Annotated in this window: 15 protein-coding genes; 10 read left to right on the plus strand and 5 right to left on the minus strand. The window is 41.5% G+C overall.

Annotated features, from left to right (window positions below; genetic code table 11):
- The coding region (locus CBG25_RS17400; RefSeq protein ID WP_290608234.1) for a transposase at nt 1–287 on the plus strand (287 nt) is incomplete at its 5' end.
- Between the two features lie 164 nt (nt 288–451).
- Here the strand turns inward: CBG25_RS17400 and CBG25_RS17405 are convergent.
- On the minus strand, nt 452–739 hold the full coding sequence (locus CBG25_RS17405) for a hypothetical protein (RefSeq protein WP_290608236.1): 288 nt from the start codon (nt 737–739) through the stop codon (nt 452–454).
- A gap of 213 nt (nt 740–952) precedes the next feature.
- On the opposite strand from CBG25_RS17405, the gene pilV reads away from it, so the two are divergent.
- Nucleotides 953–2,215: a shufflon system plasmid conjugative transfer pilus tip adhesin PilV gene (gene pilV, locus CBG25_RS17410; RefSeq protein ID WP_290608237.1), complete on the plus strand. Its 1,263-nt coding sequence runs from the start codon at nt 953–955 to the stop codon at nt 2,213–2,215.
- A gap of 5 nt (nt 2,216–2,220) precedes the next feature.
- Here the strand turns inward: pilV and CBG25_RS17415 are convergent, their stop codons facing one another.
- Complete coding sequence (locus tag CBG25_RS17415; RefSeq protein ID WP_290608239.1) at nt 2,221–2,748, minus strand: lipocalin family protein; 528 nt, start codon at nt 2,746–2,748, stop codon at nt 2,221–2,223.
- 44 nt (nt 2,749–2,792) lie between these two features.
- On the opposite strand from CBG25_RS17415, the gene CBG25_RS17420 reads away from it, so the two are divergent.
- From CBG25_RS17420 to zur, 7 genes are all read left to right on the plus strand, one after another.
- Nucleotides 2,793–3,134, plus strand: a complete 342-nt coding sequence (locus CBG25_RS17420) for a hypothetical protein (protein ID WP_290608240.1) — start codon at nt 2,793–2,795, stop codon at nt 3,132–3,134.
- Nucleotides 3,115–3,561: a hypothetical protein gene (locus tag CBG25_RS17425; protein ID WP_290608241.1), complete on the plus strand. Its 447-nt coding sequence runs from the start codon at nt 3,115–3,117 to the stop codon at nt 3,559–3,561. Before CBG25_RS17420 ends, CBG25_RS17425 begins: the two co-directional genes overlap by 20 nt.
- 69 nt (nt 3,562–3,630) lie before the next feature.
- Nucleotides 3,631–5,289, plus strand: a complete 1,659-nt coding sequence (locus CBG25_RS17430) for a DNA topoisomerase (protein WP_290608242.1) — start codon at nt 3,631–3,633, stop codon at nt 5,287–5,289.
- Between the two features lie 74 nt (nt 5,290–5,363).
- Nucleotides 5,364–5,915, plus strand: coding sequence for a topoisomerase C-terminal repeat-containing protein (locus tag CBG25_RS17435; protein WP_290608243.1), 552 nt, complete (start codon nt 5,364–5,366; stop codon nt 5,913–5,915).
- Between the two features lie 83 nt (nt 5,916–5,998).
- Nucleotides 5,999–6,343: a plasmid mobilization relaxosome protein MobC gene (gene mobC, locus CBG25_RS17440; RefSeq protein WP_290608244.1), complete on the plus strand. Its 345-nt coding sequence runs from the start codon at nt 5,999–6,001 to the stop codon at nt 6,341–6,343.
- Nucleotides 6,333–8,156, plus strand: a complete 1,824-nt coding sequence (locus CBG25_RS17445; RefSeq protein ID WP_290608246.1) for a molybdopterin-guanine dinucleotide biosynthesis protein MobB — start codon at nt 6,333–6,335, stop codon at nt 8,154–8,156. Before mobC ends, CBG25_RS17445 begins: the two co-directional genes overlap by 11 nt.
- Before the next feature lie 199 nt (nt 8,157–8,355).
- Nucleotides 8,356–8,826, plus strand: coding sequence for a zinc uptake transcriptional repressor Zur (gene zur, locus CBG25_RS17450; protein WP_290608247.1), 471 nt, complete (start codon nt 8,356–8,358; stop codon nt 8,824–8,826).
- A 186-nt stretch (nt 8,827–9,012) separates the two neighbouring features.
- Here zur and lexA read toward each other — a convergent pair whose 3' ends face one another.
- Together lexA and CBG25_RS17460 are read right to left on the minus strand one after the other, a co-directional pair.
- On the minus strand, nt 9,013–9,627 hold the full coding sequence (lexA, locus tag CBG25_RS17455; protein ID WP_290608248.1) for a transcriptional repressor LexA: 615 nt from the start codon (nt 9,625–9,627) through the stop codon (nt 9,013–9,015).
- A 101-nt stretch (nt 9,628–9,728) separates the two neighbouring features.
- Nucleotides 9,729–10,103 carry a diacylglycerol kinase gene (locus tag CBG25_RS17460; RefSeq protein ID WP_290608249.1) on the minus strand — a complete coding sequence of 125 codons (375 nt, stop codon included), beginning with the start codon at nt 10,101–10,103 and terminating at the stop codon, nt 9,729–9,731.
- Between the two features lie 123 nt (nt 10,104–10,226).
- On the opposite strand from CBG25_RS17460, the gene plsB reads away from it, so the two are divergent.
- The gene (gene plsB, locus CBG25_RS17465; protein ID WP_290608251.1) at nt 10,227–12,677 is read left to right on the plus strand and encodes a glycerol-3-phosphate 1-O-acyltransferase PlsB; all 2,451 of its coding nucleotides are present in this window, start codon (nt 10,227–10,229) and stop codon (nt 12,675–12,677) included.
- Nucleotides 12,678–12,773: 96 nt separating this feature from the next.
- Here the strand turns inward: plsB and ubiA are convergent, their stop codons facing one another.
- Nucleotides 12,774–13,628 (minus strand): 4-hydroxybenzoate octaprenyltransferase, encoded by an 855-nt coding sequence (gene ubiA / locus CBG25_RS17470; protein WP_290608279.1) that lies wholly within the window; start codon nt 13,626–13,628, stop codon nt 12,774–12,776.
- Nucleotides 13,629–13,656 lie beyond the last annotated feature (28 nt).

Here is a 13,656-nt window from a genome sequence, read left to right on the forward strand (position 1 = left end):
AAATCTTGAATCAGCGAAAGAGCATGGTTGAACCTGTGTTTTCAGCATTGCGGGGAATTCAGGGTTTGGAACGTTTCCGGCGTAAGGGATTATTAGCGGTAAAGCTCGAATTTACCCTGCATGCAATGGCCTATAACTTATCAAGAGCGGTTGCTCTGATATTATGGATGATTTTCAGTCTATTATTTGTACAAACTAAAATCAGAAAAAGAGAAAATCTGCACGGTGGGATATTGTTGAAAAAAAATTCCACCCCTTTTGCGACAGCCTCTTCTGGCCGGGTGTAGTATAAGCCAGGTCAAACGGATCTGGGCTATATATCAATCAAAAAAGCAGAACGATTGAGAATACTTCGCTGAGGAGGTAAATTTTTTCTAAAAAATCACCTCCTCAGATTTACTATGAATTCTTTCAGTATCAACGATCATCCAAAACTGATCCACTTTGCCTATCATGCGTGGAAGAAGAGTGAAGTTTTTGTATCATCACCTAGCATATCTTCTTCGGTTTTATATAAATCAAAATGCCTACAATCATGGCAGTAACAGACGTAGCGGTAATTAGATTCAGGAAAGCATCGATAGAACGTATCCCAAAACCAATCTGTGCAGTCAATATCTTCTTCAATAAAGCGTCGAAACACCACTTGATAGGGTAATTTCTTCATGATCGCAATATCTTTCAAAACTTGTTTGACCATTTTGGTGTGTATACGTTGATGTTCGGTCGAGTGGGTCATCTTGCTTACTCTTATTACTGGAACCTATCAACACTATTTTGCCAGAAACAATTTATGTTTTCGAGACGCTTTTTATCTTTCGGGGACGTTGTACAGTTCTTTTATGAATGTACTAAACCTACCAATTTTGACCATAATTTGATGCTTTTCCTTAATAAATGCTTCTTGCTAACCCACTTTTAAAACGATTCGTTATAATAGCGAGGAATACCTATGTCAGAAAAAAAGAAATCAAAAAAACACGAAATCCATCGTGGATTTGTCTCGCTCGAGGTGTTAGGCGTGCTGGTAATTGCGGCGATGGCGGCTTTATTAGGTGCTGAGAAATACAGCGAATATCTGGATGAACAAGAATGGATGGTCGCCGCCCGTCATGTCAGCCAGTTTAATGAAGCGGCAAAACAATATATTGCTGACCATCGTGATGAATTACTCAACCAGCCGTTACCCTATCGCATTACCCCATTGTTACTCATTAAAAACGGTTATCTGCAACAGGGCTTCGCAGAGAAAAACGGCTTGGGGCAGCAGTACGTAACCGGCATCGTCAAAAATAACCAAAAAAGTTCGCCTGCGCTACAGGCACTCACCTGTAGCGTACAGGGCGACACGCTGACAGAGAAAGGCATGCGACGGATTGCCGCTCAAATTAACGGCATGGGTGGTTATGTTGACGAAAAAAATATCGCTATCGGAGCTTACGGCGGCTGGACAAGCCAGCCAAGGGATTTTGGCCTCGATTGTCGATATGGACATATTGCCATTGCATTATCGTCGGAAATCCTCGGCAGCGTATTGCAGGAAAGTGACAGGCTGTATCGCTTTCAGGTTAAGCATAAGCCTGAGTTAAACCGTATGCACACCCATATCGATATGGGCGGTAACGATCTCAATAACACTAATAATGTTAATGCTAAAAATGGGGTTTTCAGTAAAACCGTCACCGCAAACGGGGATATAAAAAGTCAGGGGGGCTGGCTGGTCACACAGGATAATAAAGGCTGGATGAATACCAAACATGGTGGCGGATTTTATATGTCTGATGACCAGTGGATACGCGCTGTCAACAATAAAGGTATTTATACCAGCGGACAGTTAAAAGGCGGCACGGTACGCTCAGAGGGCCGCTTATCAACCGGAGATTTTTTACAGCTCGAGAAAGTCGTCGTTGAAGGTTCGTCCTGTCCAACCAGTGGATTAGTGAGTCGGGATGCTAAAGGGGCAGTTCTTTCCTGTCAAACCGGCAGGTGGACCAAAACGACTGGATTTGGCCCCATTTCCTATCATAAAACCAATTCTGCCACTAAAAATATTGGCTCACACGAGTTCTGTGCGATTGCCGGGTTTAACTTACCGGGTAATCTCTGGACAAGCATATCCTGTCATTTGACATTAGATGGGCATAAAAACTGGATTTTATCAGGTAGCCCGCAGAATTTTGTGCACTTCCAATGTGAAGCGATTTGTATTAATTAAAAAATTTACTCATCCTGATTCACCCATATCAATTTATCGACGGGGAAATTGAGTTCTCTGGCAAGATTTAGCAAAGACTCTGTTTCCGCAGTCTCGAGCCTAGGCGTGCGTGAAAGCAGCCATAGATAGTTTCGACTCGGTCCTGCCACCAGGGCATAACGATATTCTGGATGGAGCGCTATCACATGGTAGCCACCATAGAACGGCCAGAAGAAGGAAACTTTCAGCGCCCCCTTTTTTGGAGAACCTATAAATTTTGCTTTACCTATACTTTTTCGCCATTGATGCTGCTTAGGTAAAAATCCCCGATTAATGACTTTCACACTCCCGTCTGGATTAAGCATGTAATTGGCGGTAACCCGTTCTAGCCCACGCTCAAAACGATTGTCTAATCGGGCAATTTCATACCAGAGCCCGAGATATTGGTTTAAATCGAAATTTTCTACGGCCTTTACGCCCTTCGGCGCAGACACGCTACAAGACAGAGATAGCAAAGAAGATATTAGTAAATAGAGGTTTCTCAATATTTTCATGTCTCGTCAACCTTGTGAATATTCTCTTTGAATAAATGAGAATAATGAAAAATAATCCAACAGGAAAACCCATTATGAATAAAGCCCTCTTCACGGCAGCATGGCTATTGCTTGCAGCCAGTTTCCCTCTTCTTGCTGATGAAAAAGTTGACTCAGGCGATCCCTGTACCGTTGTGCTGTGCATGTACGGGAAATTGCATGGCAATAATCAAAGCGAATGCAGCGACGCAGTGAGTAAGTTTTTCTCACTCAGCAAATTTGGCAGACACGGTTTTGACCCGTGGAAAACATTTGTGAAACGGAAAAATTTTTTGGGCGGTTGTACCACGGCAGATCCGGCAATCGTCAGCGATATTATGAAACAATTTGGCAGAATGCGAGGTTAAAATTAGCTATATGCTTACAAATCATGAAATTGACACACTGAATTGCTGCTTACCATCTGACCACATTTTACTTGAATTAGAAAAATGGATGGTTACAGAGAAAAGCCATCATTTAAGAGACCGATTTAATATTGGTGAACTCCTCACTGGAGAAGAACTTGTTGGATTACCTTATTCAGAACATTTAGGTGAAGTTAAAATTACGGAATCAAAAGAAATACAGTGGCTAACGGCTTTTTCAGTTGCTATAGGAAGAGATTTGCAATCGATATTTGAATCAGATGAGTATATTTATTACACATTATTTATTGACAGAAAATATATTAACCATCAATTAAAAGAACTGCTGGACAAGTACGATCTTCTTGACACATTTCAAACCAATCCTTCAGCCAATATCACACTGAGTTTTCCTGTAAAACGCTGATAAATACGTTAGCACGGATAGATATAAAACCTACCGATTCGTTTTAATTTTTGAGTGCGGGGTACCACAATGAAACTCTTTATCGCAGAAAAACCCTCTGTGGCGAAGGATATTGCCAAAGCGCTAGGGGGCAATTTCCAGAAAAAAAACGGCTATCTTGAGTCAGCCGATAACGTCGTGACATGGTGCTACGGGCATCTCCTCAAATCGATTGAGCCGGAAGCGTATAATCCAGATTACGCACAGTGGAAAGCGGAGGATTTGCCGTTGCAGCTTTACCCGCTGCGCTATGAGCCGATTGCAGGAAAGGAAGCCCATACCCAAACCGTCATCGACCTGATTAACCGGGCTGATGTGATTATCCACGCTGGCGACCCGGACGACGAGGGGCAATTGCTGGTTGAGGAGTTGCTGGAATATACCGATAACAGCAAGCCAGTTAAACGTTTGCTGATTAACGACAACACCGACGCTGCCGTTAAAAAAGCCCTGTCCCAACTGAAAGACAATCACCAGTTCAAAGGCATTTACCGCAAAGCACTCGCACGAGCCGCAGGCGATTTGATTTACGGCATGAGCATGACCCGTGCCTATACCATTGAAGGACGCAAAAAGGGCTATCGCGGCGTCTTGTCCGTAGGAAGGGTACAAACACCGATCCTCGGACTGATAGTGCGTCGCTATCTTGCCAATCAGTCGCATACCTCAAGTTTTTACTATCAGCTTATCGGTGATTTTGCCGTGAGCGGTCAGACATTCGCCGCCAACTGGAAAGTCAACGAAAATGCGCCGCAGGACGACAAAAAGCGTCTTACCAGCAAAAGTTATGCTGATGCACTCGCCGCACGTTTGCGCGGCAAGGACGCCGATATAAAGGCCGCTGGGGTGCAGGAGAAAGAAACCGCCCCGCCGCTGCCGTTCAATCTGGTGAGATTGCAGCAGACGATGAACCGTCAGCACAAGATGACAGCAGCAAAAACACTGGAAATCACCCAGCAGCTACGCGAAAAATACAAAGCGATTACCTATAACCGCTCCGATTGCTCCTATCTGTCTGATGAGCAGTTTAACGAAGCGCCACAGGTGCTTGAGGCGCTGCAAGGTATTGGCGATTTTAACGGACTTTCCCTTGATCGGAGCCGAAAAAGCAAGGCGTTTGACAGTGGCAAGGTCACAGCCCATACCGCGATTATCCCGACCGCCAACGTACCGGCATTAAACGCCCTCAGTGAGCATGAAAGGTGGGTTTATCTGGCTATCGCGCAACATTATCTGGTGCAGTTCATGCCCAACAAGCGTTATCTGGAAGCCTCGGTTGTCGTTGAGGTTGACGGTGAAACCTTTAGCGCACGGGCAACAAAAACGATGGATGCCGGGTTTAGCGCCTTCCTCAAAGGTGAAGCGTCTGACGCCCGCGATGAGGCTATGCCGGAGAGCGCGTTTGAGGTGCTACAGGCATTACGCACGGGACAACGGGGTGATTGTGACGCCGTCACAGTGAATGAGAAGAAAACCACCCCGCCCCCATTGTTCACCGAAGCCACGCTACTGGCGGCGCTGGTGCGAGTAGCGGATTTTGTTGAAGATGTTCGCATTAAGCAGTTGCTGAAAGAAAAGGACAAAGACAAAAAGGATGAGCATGGTGGCATCGGTACGCCAGCTACACGTTCGGACATGCTGGAAAAACTGAAAAACCGCCAGTTCATGAGGCTGTCGCAAAAGAGGTAGTATCATGTTTTTAATGATTTCAATATTTTGATTTTAAAGAAAAAATTAAATTATTTTTATTGTAAATACCCCTTTTGCGACAGCCTCTCATCCGCGAGGAAAAAGGGAAGTTGATCCCCACTGAAACCGGCGTGACCTTTTTCCGCGCACTACCAGAATCAGCAACCTTGCCGGATATGACCGCGCTCTGGTCAGCACAACAAAGTGATATCGAGCAAGGTAGTAAAACGGTTGATGAATTTGTCAATGCGCTTATCGATGATTTGCGCCAGCACGTCAATACAGTCAGCGTAGGTGAAATTAAAGGCGAAGCAAAACCTAATAGCGGACAGGTGGAAAGATTAGCCACCCCCTGCCCGCATTGTGGTAAAGATATTGTAATCCGCCCCAAACTGTTTGCCTGTACCGAATGTGACTTTAAAATCTGGGGGGCGGTGGCAGAGAAAAAGCTCACCACTAAACAGGTTGAAACACTGATTCAGAAAGGTAAAACGGCTGAAATTAAAGGATTTATCAGCAAAAAGACGGGCAAGCCGTTCTCGGCAATACTGATTTTACAGGACAAAACCACCGGGAAAGTGGGATTTGAGTTTAACCGCACTGCTCCCTGTCGGAAAAAATACTAATCTGTTTTTCTAATTAGAGAATCCCTTTCTCATCCTTTATTTTCCCTCGCTATTTTATTGCCCTATTTTCAAAGGATGCTGTTATGTCCAAATTAAAAGATAAAGTGGTCGCTTTTCGTCTGTCTCAGGAAGATTTTGCGCATTTTGAGGAGAAGTTACTGCTATCACAGATGACAAAATCAGCTTTTTTTCGTGAAGTATTTTTACAGGCAAACGTGAATCTTACCGTTCAATCTTTACCGTCAAAGGAATTAGGCCGCCTCACGTTTCTTTACAACAAAGCCAGTAACAACCTGAATCAAATCGCCCATCAGGTCAATATTGCCCATCTTACCCAAAAAGTCTCTGAACGCCTTTACCGTCAGGTGAATAACGGGCTGATTGATATCAGGCAACTGCTGTTATCAGGGGTATATGATGTTAATTAGAGTGAAAGGCTACAACGATGGCGGTAAAGAATATCTTGAGGAAGGCAAAAAAAGCGGGCGCGATTTATCACGTGATGAATTGGATGAACGCATTATTCTTTATGGAGATTTGGATTTAACCCAAATAATTTATCGACAGATCCCCGATAAGGGACAGGAACGTTACGTTTCTTTCACCCTCGCTTTTCGTGAAGAGTGTGTCGCCAATGAAACCTTACTCGCCATCACGCAAGAGTTTAAAGATTTTCTGATGTACGCCTATGAAGCAGAAGAATACAATTTTTATGCCGAGGCGCATATTCCGAAAATCAAATTTTTGCCCGACAAAAAGACTGGCAAAATGATTGAAAGAAAGCCGCATATTCATATTCTGGTACCCCGAAAAAATCTTTTATCCGGGCGAGAAATGAATCCTAGTGGCTGGTGTGATTCTCATGTTTCCTACTTCGAAGCATTTCAGGAATACATTAACCAGAAATATCAGCTTCAATCCCCACGTGAACATGTCCGCATCAATCCTACCAATGCCGCTGAGGTGTTATCGCGTTACAAGGGGGATGATTTTCTGAGTAAAAACCGCGAATTCAAACAGCAACTCGTCACTGAGATTGTCGACAAATCGATACACACGCGCCACGGTTTTTACGCCTTGGTGTCCAGTTTTGGCGACACCCGCATTCGCAATAAAGGTAAAGAGCATGAATACATTGCCGTTAAATTGCCAGGAGATACCAAATTTACCAATTTGAAAGAAACCATCTTCCAGGATGATTTTATTGTCCGGCGCGAACTGAAAAAACCCCCACTGGATAAACAGGTTATCCAGGAGCGGTTAAAGGGCTGGCCACAGCGCGCGAAAGAAATTAAATACGTCAGTAAAGCCTCATCCACATTCATCAAACTTTACCAGTCTGCTACGCCGGCAGAGAAACTCTTATTACTGGCGAAACGGCAGATTGACTTTTACGAAAAATATAGGGGTCAGCATGAGTTACACCCTGCCAAACGGCAAAACGATCACCAGCGAAGTCTTGCTGAAACTCAAACAGGACGCATTACCCCACTTGCCGATGGCCTGCAAAGTGTGTCCAGCAGCAATGTGGCAGCTCACCGGCACGGTCTCACAGCCGAGCATACGGTGTTTTTGCCGGGTGATGCACACTTTCACCTGGGACAGTCAACATCAGGACGAAGTACTGGATTGCGATCTGATTTATCAGGAGCAGGAAGGCGAAGAAAATATACCGATGCAGACTGGTTCACCCGCATTCCTGGCATCCCCAGTCTCACCGAGTCCCTCGAACGAGCCGGATATCGAATCAGGGCAGGAATGGGAGGCGTCGACGCCATCTCGTTGACACTTCCCCCTTATGCCTTAAATCCCCATGCAGTCGCCACCTTTGAACAAATACAACAGCGTGGTGAGCGCCTGTTCCAGCAGAAAAATGGTCAGAAAAAATCAACAGTGGTTTCATTGGTTCGTCGGGTTATGCCAAAAACAAACAAAAATGCTTCCCATGTCGCCGCCTATTTTTTGCGTCGCGCAACAGAAAACCGGATTGAACCGGAACATCGTCACGCAATCCATGCCATTGACAATCAATTTTTTACTGTTCAGCGAACCATCATGCGGGATGTGCGTTTAACGCGCAAAGAAAAAAGTCAATTCCTGTCAGTATTAACGTTCGAACGCCTGAAAGCGCATCATGGTATCAGGCACCCTAATCTACCTTTTGAAATGGAGAAACCCGATATGGGCAGTAAAACTATCCGTCAATTAATTCCCTCACACGAGTTTCGCACAGGCATATAAAATTCTAAAAATGGCTTAAAAGCAATGATTAATCTGCAAGTTACTAAAAAACATAAATTTTCTTAAATTACAATAAGTTGTATTTGATTTATAAGGTTTTGACTATTTATATATCATGCTGAATTAAACTTAAAAATAGAGCGTTTTTTTATTGGTGCGAAACTCGTGTATTATAATGATCTTCACCTTAGGATAATTCATGACGAAGCAAGATCAGGAAAAAATACTGTCCCAGGCAAAAAAAATATGTCAAGCGCGTAATGTACGTTTAACACCCCAAAGAGAAGAGGTATTACGCCTTATAGCAACCCAACCTTGTGCTATTAGTGCTTATGATTTGCTTGATCTACTTAGAATTTCTGAACCTCAAGCTAAACCACCGACTATTTATCGTGGCCTGGAATTTCTCTTAGAACAAGGTTTTATACACAAGATAGAATCAACAAATAGCTATGTTATTTGTCATCATTTTGACGATCCTAAACATACCTCAGTTATGCTAATTTGTGATAATTGCGGTAGTGTTGCCGAAAGCAATGGCCAAGCGATAGAAACTGCTATTTTAAAATTAGCCAAACAGACTGGTTTCCAGCTGTCCCATACTGTTGTAGAAAGCCATGGGTTATGCTTACCCTGCAACAAAATTGAGAAAAAACAGTGTCAAAGCTAAGCATTATTAGGATTAAATAGTGATATAAAAGCCGGCGGCTCATACAACCGGCCTTTATTAAAAAAGCAATAAAAATTTAAAAATAGTTTGCTTAATACCCATTAATCAAAAAAACCAGAAAATAATATTATATTCAATAAATTAAGCTGAATTTACTTAAAAAGTTAATTAGAGCTAAAAGTTTGACTAAAATGAGTTACTACTACGAATAATACCAACAGCTAGTCCTTCAATAGTTAAGTTTTGTGTCCGCAAATCCACAATAATTGGCTCAAATTCAGGATTTTCAGCAATTAATTCAACTTTACTACCCACTTGCTTGAAGCGTTTAACCGTCACTTCATCATCAATACGCGCTACAACGATTTGTCCATTATGTACCTGCTGGGTTTTATGTACAGCAAGTAAATCCCCATCGATAATTCCAATATTTTTCATGGACATGCCATTAACACGTAATAAAAAATCAGCACTAGGTCTAAAAATAGTAGCATCAATCCGATAATGACTCTCGATATGTTCTTGAGCAAGTAAAGGTTCTCCTGCTGCCACCCGACCAATAAGTGGTAATCCTTCATCCTCATGTTCTTCTTGCAGTAGTCGGATACCACGAGACGCACCAGAAACAATTTCTATCACCCCTTTACGCGCCAACGCCTTTAAGTGTTCCTCTGCTGCATTTGGTGAACGAAAACCTAGACTTGATGCAATTTCAGCGCGTGTCGGCGGCATACCCGTTTGCGAAATGTGTTCACGCACTAGATCATAGACCTGCTGCTGCCTCAACGTTAATTCTTTCATTTCGCCCCCTATTTATTCGCATCCACACATTGTCACTGTAAGTATATACAGGTATATTAAGATTTAAAACCAATAAATGTGTAAAACCCTATTTTTTATAACTAGCTCACGAAATAATGATTACCAATTACAACTGACCAAATAAAAATTGCTAAACAAATTGAAATAAAAACCGCCGCCGAGCCGATATCTTTCGCTTTAGCAGAAAGCTCATGCAATTCTGTACCAATTCTATCAACCACTGCTTCAATCGCACTATTTAATAATTCAACAATAGCTATCAATACCATTGAGCTAATAAGTAATAACCGTTCAATCCATTGCACATCAAGTAAAAAAGCCACAATAATGGCAATAACCACCATAATTGCTTCTTGTCTAAAAGCGGCTTCACTCTTCCAGGCTGCTCTTAACCCTTTCAACGAATAACCAGTTGCTTTAATAATTCGGGTTAAGCCGGTTGTTTGATTTGCCATAAAATTTACTCTCTAGGTTTGGATAAATGTGGGATTTAATATAATTATTATCTTTTAAACAGATATTAATTACTATTTCTGATATGCTTTGGTAGGATTCAAACAAGAGGCTATCGCTCATCTATGTCATTTTGGCGTAAAATTTACTATAATCTATTAGATTTACCAATGAAATTATTGGTAAAAAGTAAGCTCATACCAGCAGATCCAATTAAAGAATTGCGTCTTGATACGACGCGTCCTTTTCTATATGTGTTACCTTATCATTCTAAAACAGATTTATTGACCTTACGGCAACAATGTTGTTCTATTGGCTTACCTGATCCACTCGATCCGATTGAAATAGACGAAATTAAATTACCTGCCTATGTCTTTATCGATGATGGCCCGCGTGTATTTCGTTATTATTCGCCAGATCCACGTAAAGATTCAGTAAAAACATTTACTGCTTATCTTGATCTTCATTGCCATAATCCCGAGCTAAACATTCAGATGCTACCCGTATCAGTAATGTTCGGTCGAGCGCCTGGTCGAGAAGGCCACTCGCCAGCGCCTCCGTTACGTTTATTGAATGGTATCCAAAAATTCTTTGCCGTTATCTGGTTAGGACGTGACAGTTTTGTTCGTTTTTCTCCCACTGTCTCTTTACGCCAAATGGCTGGCGAATATGGTACTGATAAAATTATCGCCAATAAACTTGCCCGAGTAGCTCGAATTCATTATTCACGGCAACGATTAGCTGCGGTTGGCCCCAAACTCCCTGTACGCCACGATCTATTCAATAAACTGTTAACTTCAAAAGCGATAGAAAAAGCAGTTGAAGATGAAGCTAAAGCAAAAAAAATCTCCCTTGAGAAGGCAAAACATAATGCGATTGCCATGATGGAAGAAATTGCCGCTAATTTTTCCTATGAAGCGATCCGGATTACTGACCGCGTACTTAGTTGGACATGGAATCGACTCTATCAAGGAATTAATGTGCAACACGCCGAACGTGTGCGCCAATTAGCACAAGATGGGCATGAAATTGTCTATATTCCTTCTCATCGTAGTCACATGGATTATCTATTATTATCTTACGTGCTTTATCATCAAGGTTTAGTTCCGCCTCATATCGCCGCAGGTATCAACCTTAATTTTTGGCCAGCTGGGCCAATTTTTCGTCACTTAGGTGCTTTTTTCATTCGTCGCTCTTTCAAAGGCAATAAACTTTACTCGACCATATTTCGTGAATATCTCAGCGAATTATTCGCGCGTGGCTATTCAATTGAATATTTTGTTGAAGGTGGCCGCTCTCGAACAGGTCGACTACTGGAACCAAAGACTGGTACGCTGTCGATGACCCTGCAAGCAATGCTACGAGGTGATTCACGTCCAATTACCATTGTTCCAATCTACATAGGTTATGAACATGTATTAGAAGTTGCAACCTACGCTAAGGAACTAAAAGGGGCAGCAAAAGAGAAAGAAGGGTTTTTCTCACTGTTAAGGGGTCTACGTAAATTGCGTAAACTAGGCCAAGGTTATGTTAACTTTGGTCAACCGATTGCACTAACACAATATTTAAACAAACATGTTCCCGAGTGGCGTCAATCTATCGATGCTATTGAGCCCCAGCGTCCAACTTGGCTAAATTCAACGGTGACTCGTTTAGCTCATAAAATCATGGTTAGAATTAACAACGCTGCTGCGGCTAATGCAGTCAATTTATGTTCAACTGCTTTGTTAGCTTCGGGCCAACGTGCATTAACCCGTGAACAATTAATTGAACAAATCGAATGTTACCTCCAACTATTAAGAAATGTGCCTTATAGCGATGATAGCACGACACCCAGCAAAACTGCTGAGCAACTATTAGAAGACGCCTTGCAATTGGATAAGTTTGAAGTCGAGCATGACAGCATGGGCGATATTGTAGTATTACCTCGAGAAAATGCTGTATTGATGACTTATTATCGAAATAATATTATGCATTTGTTGGTTTTGCCTTCTTTGGTAGCCAATATCGTATTACATAATGAAAGTGTTCAACGCCAGGAAATTGGTGATCAAATTGCACTCATTTATCCATTCTTAAAAGCAGAACTATTCATGCGATATAGCATAGAAGAATTACCTGAATCTATCGATATTCTGCTGAATGAATTGGCGCGTCAACAACTAATATTATTAACAGTAGAGGGTGTTGTAACTATCAATCCAGCTCGTATTCGCCCTCTTCAGCTTTTAGCTGCTGGTATCAAAGAAACTCTACAACGCTGTGCGATTACACTTTCACTACTGAGTACGATACCTGAAATTAGCCGAGGAATATTAGAAAAAGAGAGCCGTATTCTTGCTCAACGTCTATCTGTACTACATGGTATCAACGCGCCTGAATTCTTTGATAAGGCGGTTTTCTCCACACTGGTAAATACATTAAAGCAGGAAGGTTATATTAATAGAGAAGAAGATGCGATTATCATCGCCAATGCACAACGGCTTTATCGTATTATCGCTAAATTAATATCTCCAGAAGTGTGCTTAACTATTGATAGTGTCAAACACGTTACTGAAAAGCCATTACCTAAATAAATCATCTTTATATTAGTATAGTAACCTAAAACGGATTTAGACTGAAATCGACCAACATTATAAAGGATAATCATTCGAGATTATCCTTTTTTATAATTAAAAATAATTTAATAAGATGCCAATAAATAAAACCAACCCGACATAATTGTTATTCATAAATGCTTTAAAACATAATATTGGTTGTCGATTGGCAATTAGTTTTTGTTGATAGGTAAATAAGCCTAATACCAATATCAAACTAACAAAATAAAACTCACCCAAATCTAGTAGTTGCCCTATATAAAATAGCACCAGCACCATAGCTAATTGTAAAATGCCAATAATTAATTTATCAAAATCAGCAAAAATAATTGTGGTTGATTTTACACCAATTTTTATATCATCATTGCGATCAACCATCGCATACTGGGTATCATAAACAATAGACCAAATAATATTAACCAGAAATAATAACCAACATTCTAAAGGTAAGGACTCACTAACTTCTGCATATGCCATTGGAATTGACCAACCAAACGCAGCACCCAATACAATTTGCGGAAAATGGCTAAATCGTTTGATAAATGGATAAATCCAAGCTAATAACAACCCAATCACCGATAACCAAATTGCCATTTTATTTAAGGTCAACACTAATATAAAAGCGATGACGATCAATGAAAAAAATAGTGTCTTAGCTTCTTTTTCTGTTACATCACCATTTGGCAGGGGACGTTCCTTGGTTCTTGCAACATAACCATCAAATCTTCGATCCGCAAAATCATTGATAACACAACCAGCTGCACGCATCAAAAAAACACCCACAGTAAAAACTAATAAAATAAAAAGATCTGGTAACCCCCGGCTTGCTAACCATAATGCCCAATAAGTAGGCCATAGTAATAATAAAATACCTATCGGTTTATCAATTCGCATTAAACGAAAATAGGCGCGCCATTTATTCAATTTCAACGTTGTTTGCCCTGCCAATCTATTTATC

This window comes from Arsenophonus sp. ENCA (assembly GCF_002287155.1).
Lineage (GTDB): Bacteria > Pseudomonadota > Gammaproteobacteria > Enterobacterales > Enterobacteriaceae > Arsenophonus > Arsenophonus nilaparvatae.

Coding starts and splice junctions, on each gene's coding strand:
- CBG25_RS17405 (WP_290608236.1), bottom strand. CDS start 739: ATGACCCACTCGACCGAACATCAACGTATACACACCAAAATGGTCAAA.
- pilV (WP_290608237.1), top strand. CDS start 953: ATGTCAGAAAAAAAGAAATCAAAAAAACACGAAATCCATCGTGGATTT.
- CBG25_RS17415 (WP_290608239.1), bottom strand. CDS start 2,748: ATGAAAATATTGAGAAACCTCTATTTACTAATATCTTCTTTGCTATCT.
- CBG25_RS17420 (WP_290608240.1), top strand. CDS start 2,793: ATGAAAAATAATCCAACAGGAAAACCCATTATGAATAAAGCCCTCTTC.
- CBG25_RS17430 (WP_290608242.1), top strand. CDS start 3,631: ATGAAACTCTTTATCGCAGAAAAACCCTCTGTGGCGAAGGATATTGCC.
- mobC (WP_290608244.1), top strand. CDS start 5,999: ATGTCCAAATTAAAAGATAAAGTGGTCGCTTTTCGTCTGTCTCAGGAA.
- CBG25_RS17445 (WP_290608246.1), top strand. CDS start 6,333: ATGTTAATTAGAGTGAAAGGCTACAACGATGGCGGTAAAGAATATCTT.
- zur (WP_290608247.1), top strand. CDS start 8,356: ATGACGAAGCAAGATCAGGAAAAAATACTGTCCCAGGCAAAAAAAATA.
- lexA (WP_290608248.1), bottom strand. CDS start 9,627: ATGAAAGAATTAACGTTGAGGCAGCAGCAGGTCTATGATCTAGTGCGT.
- CBG25_RS17460 (WP_290608249.1), bottom strand. CDS start 10,103: ATGGCAAATCAAACAACCGGCTTAACCCGAATTATTAAAGCAACTGGT.
- plsB (WP_290608251.1), top strand. CDS start 10,227: ATGTCATTTTGGCGTAAAATTTACTATAATCTATTAGATTTACCAATG.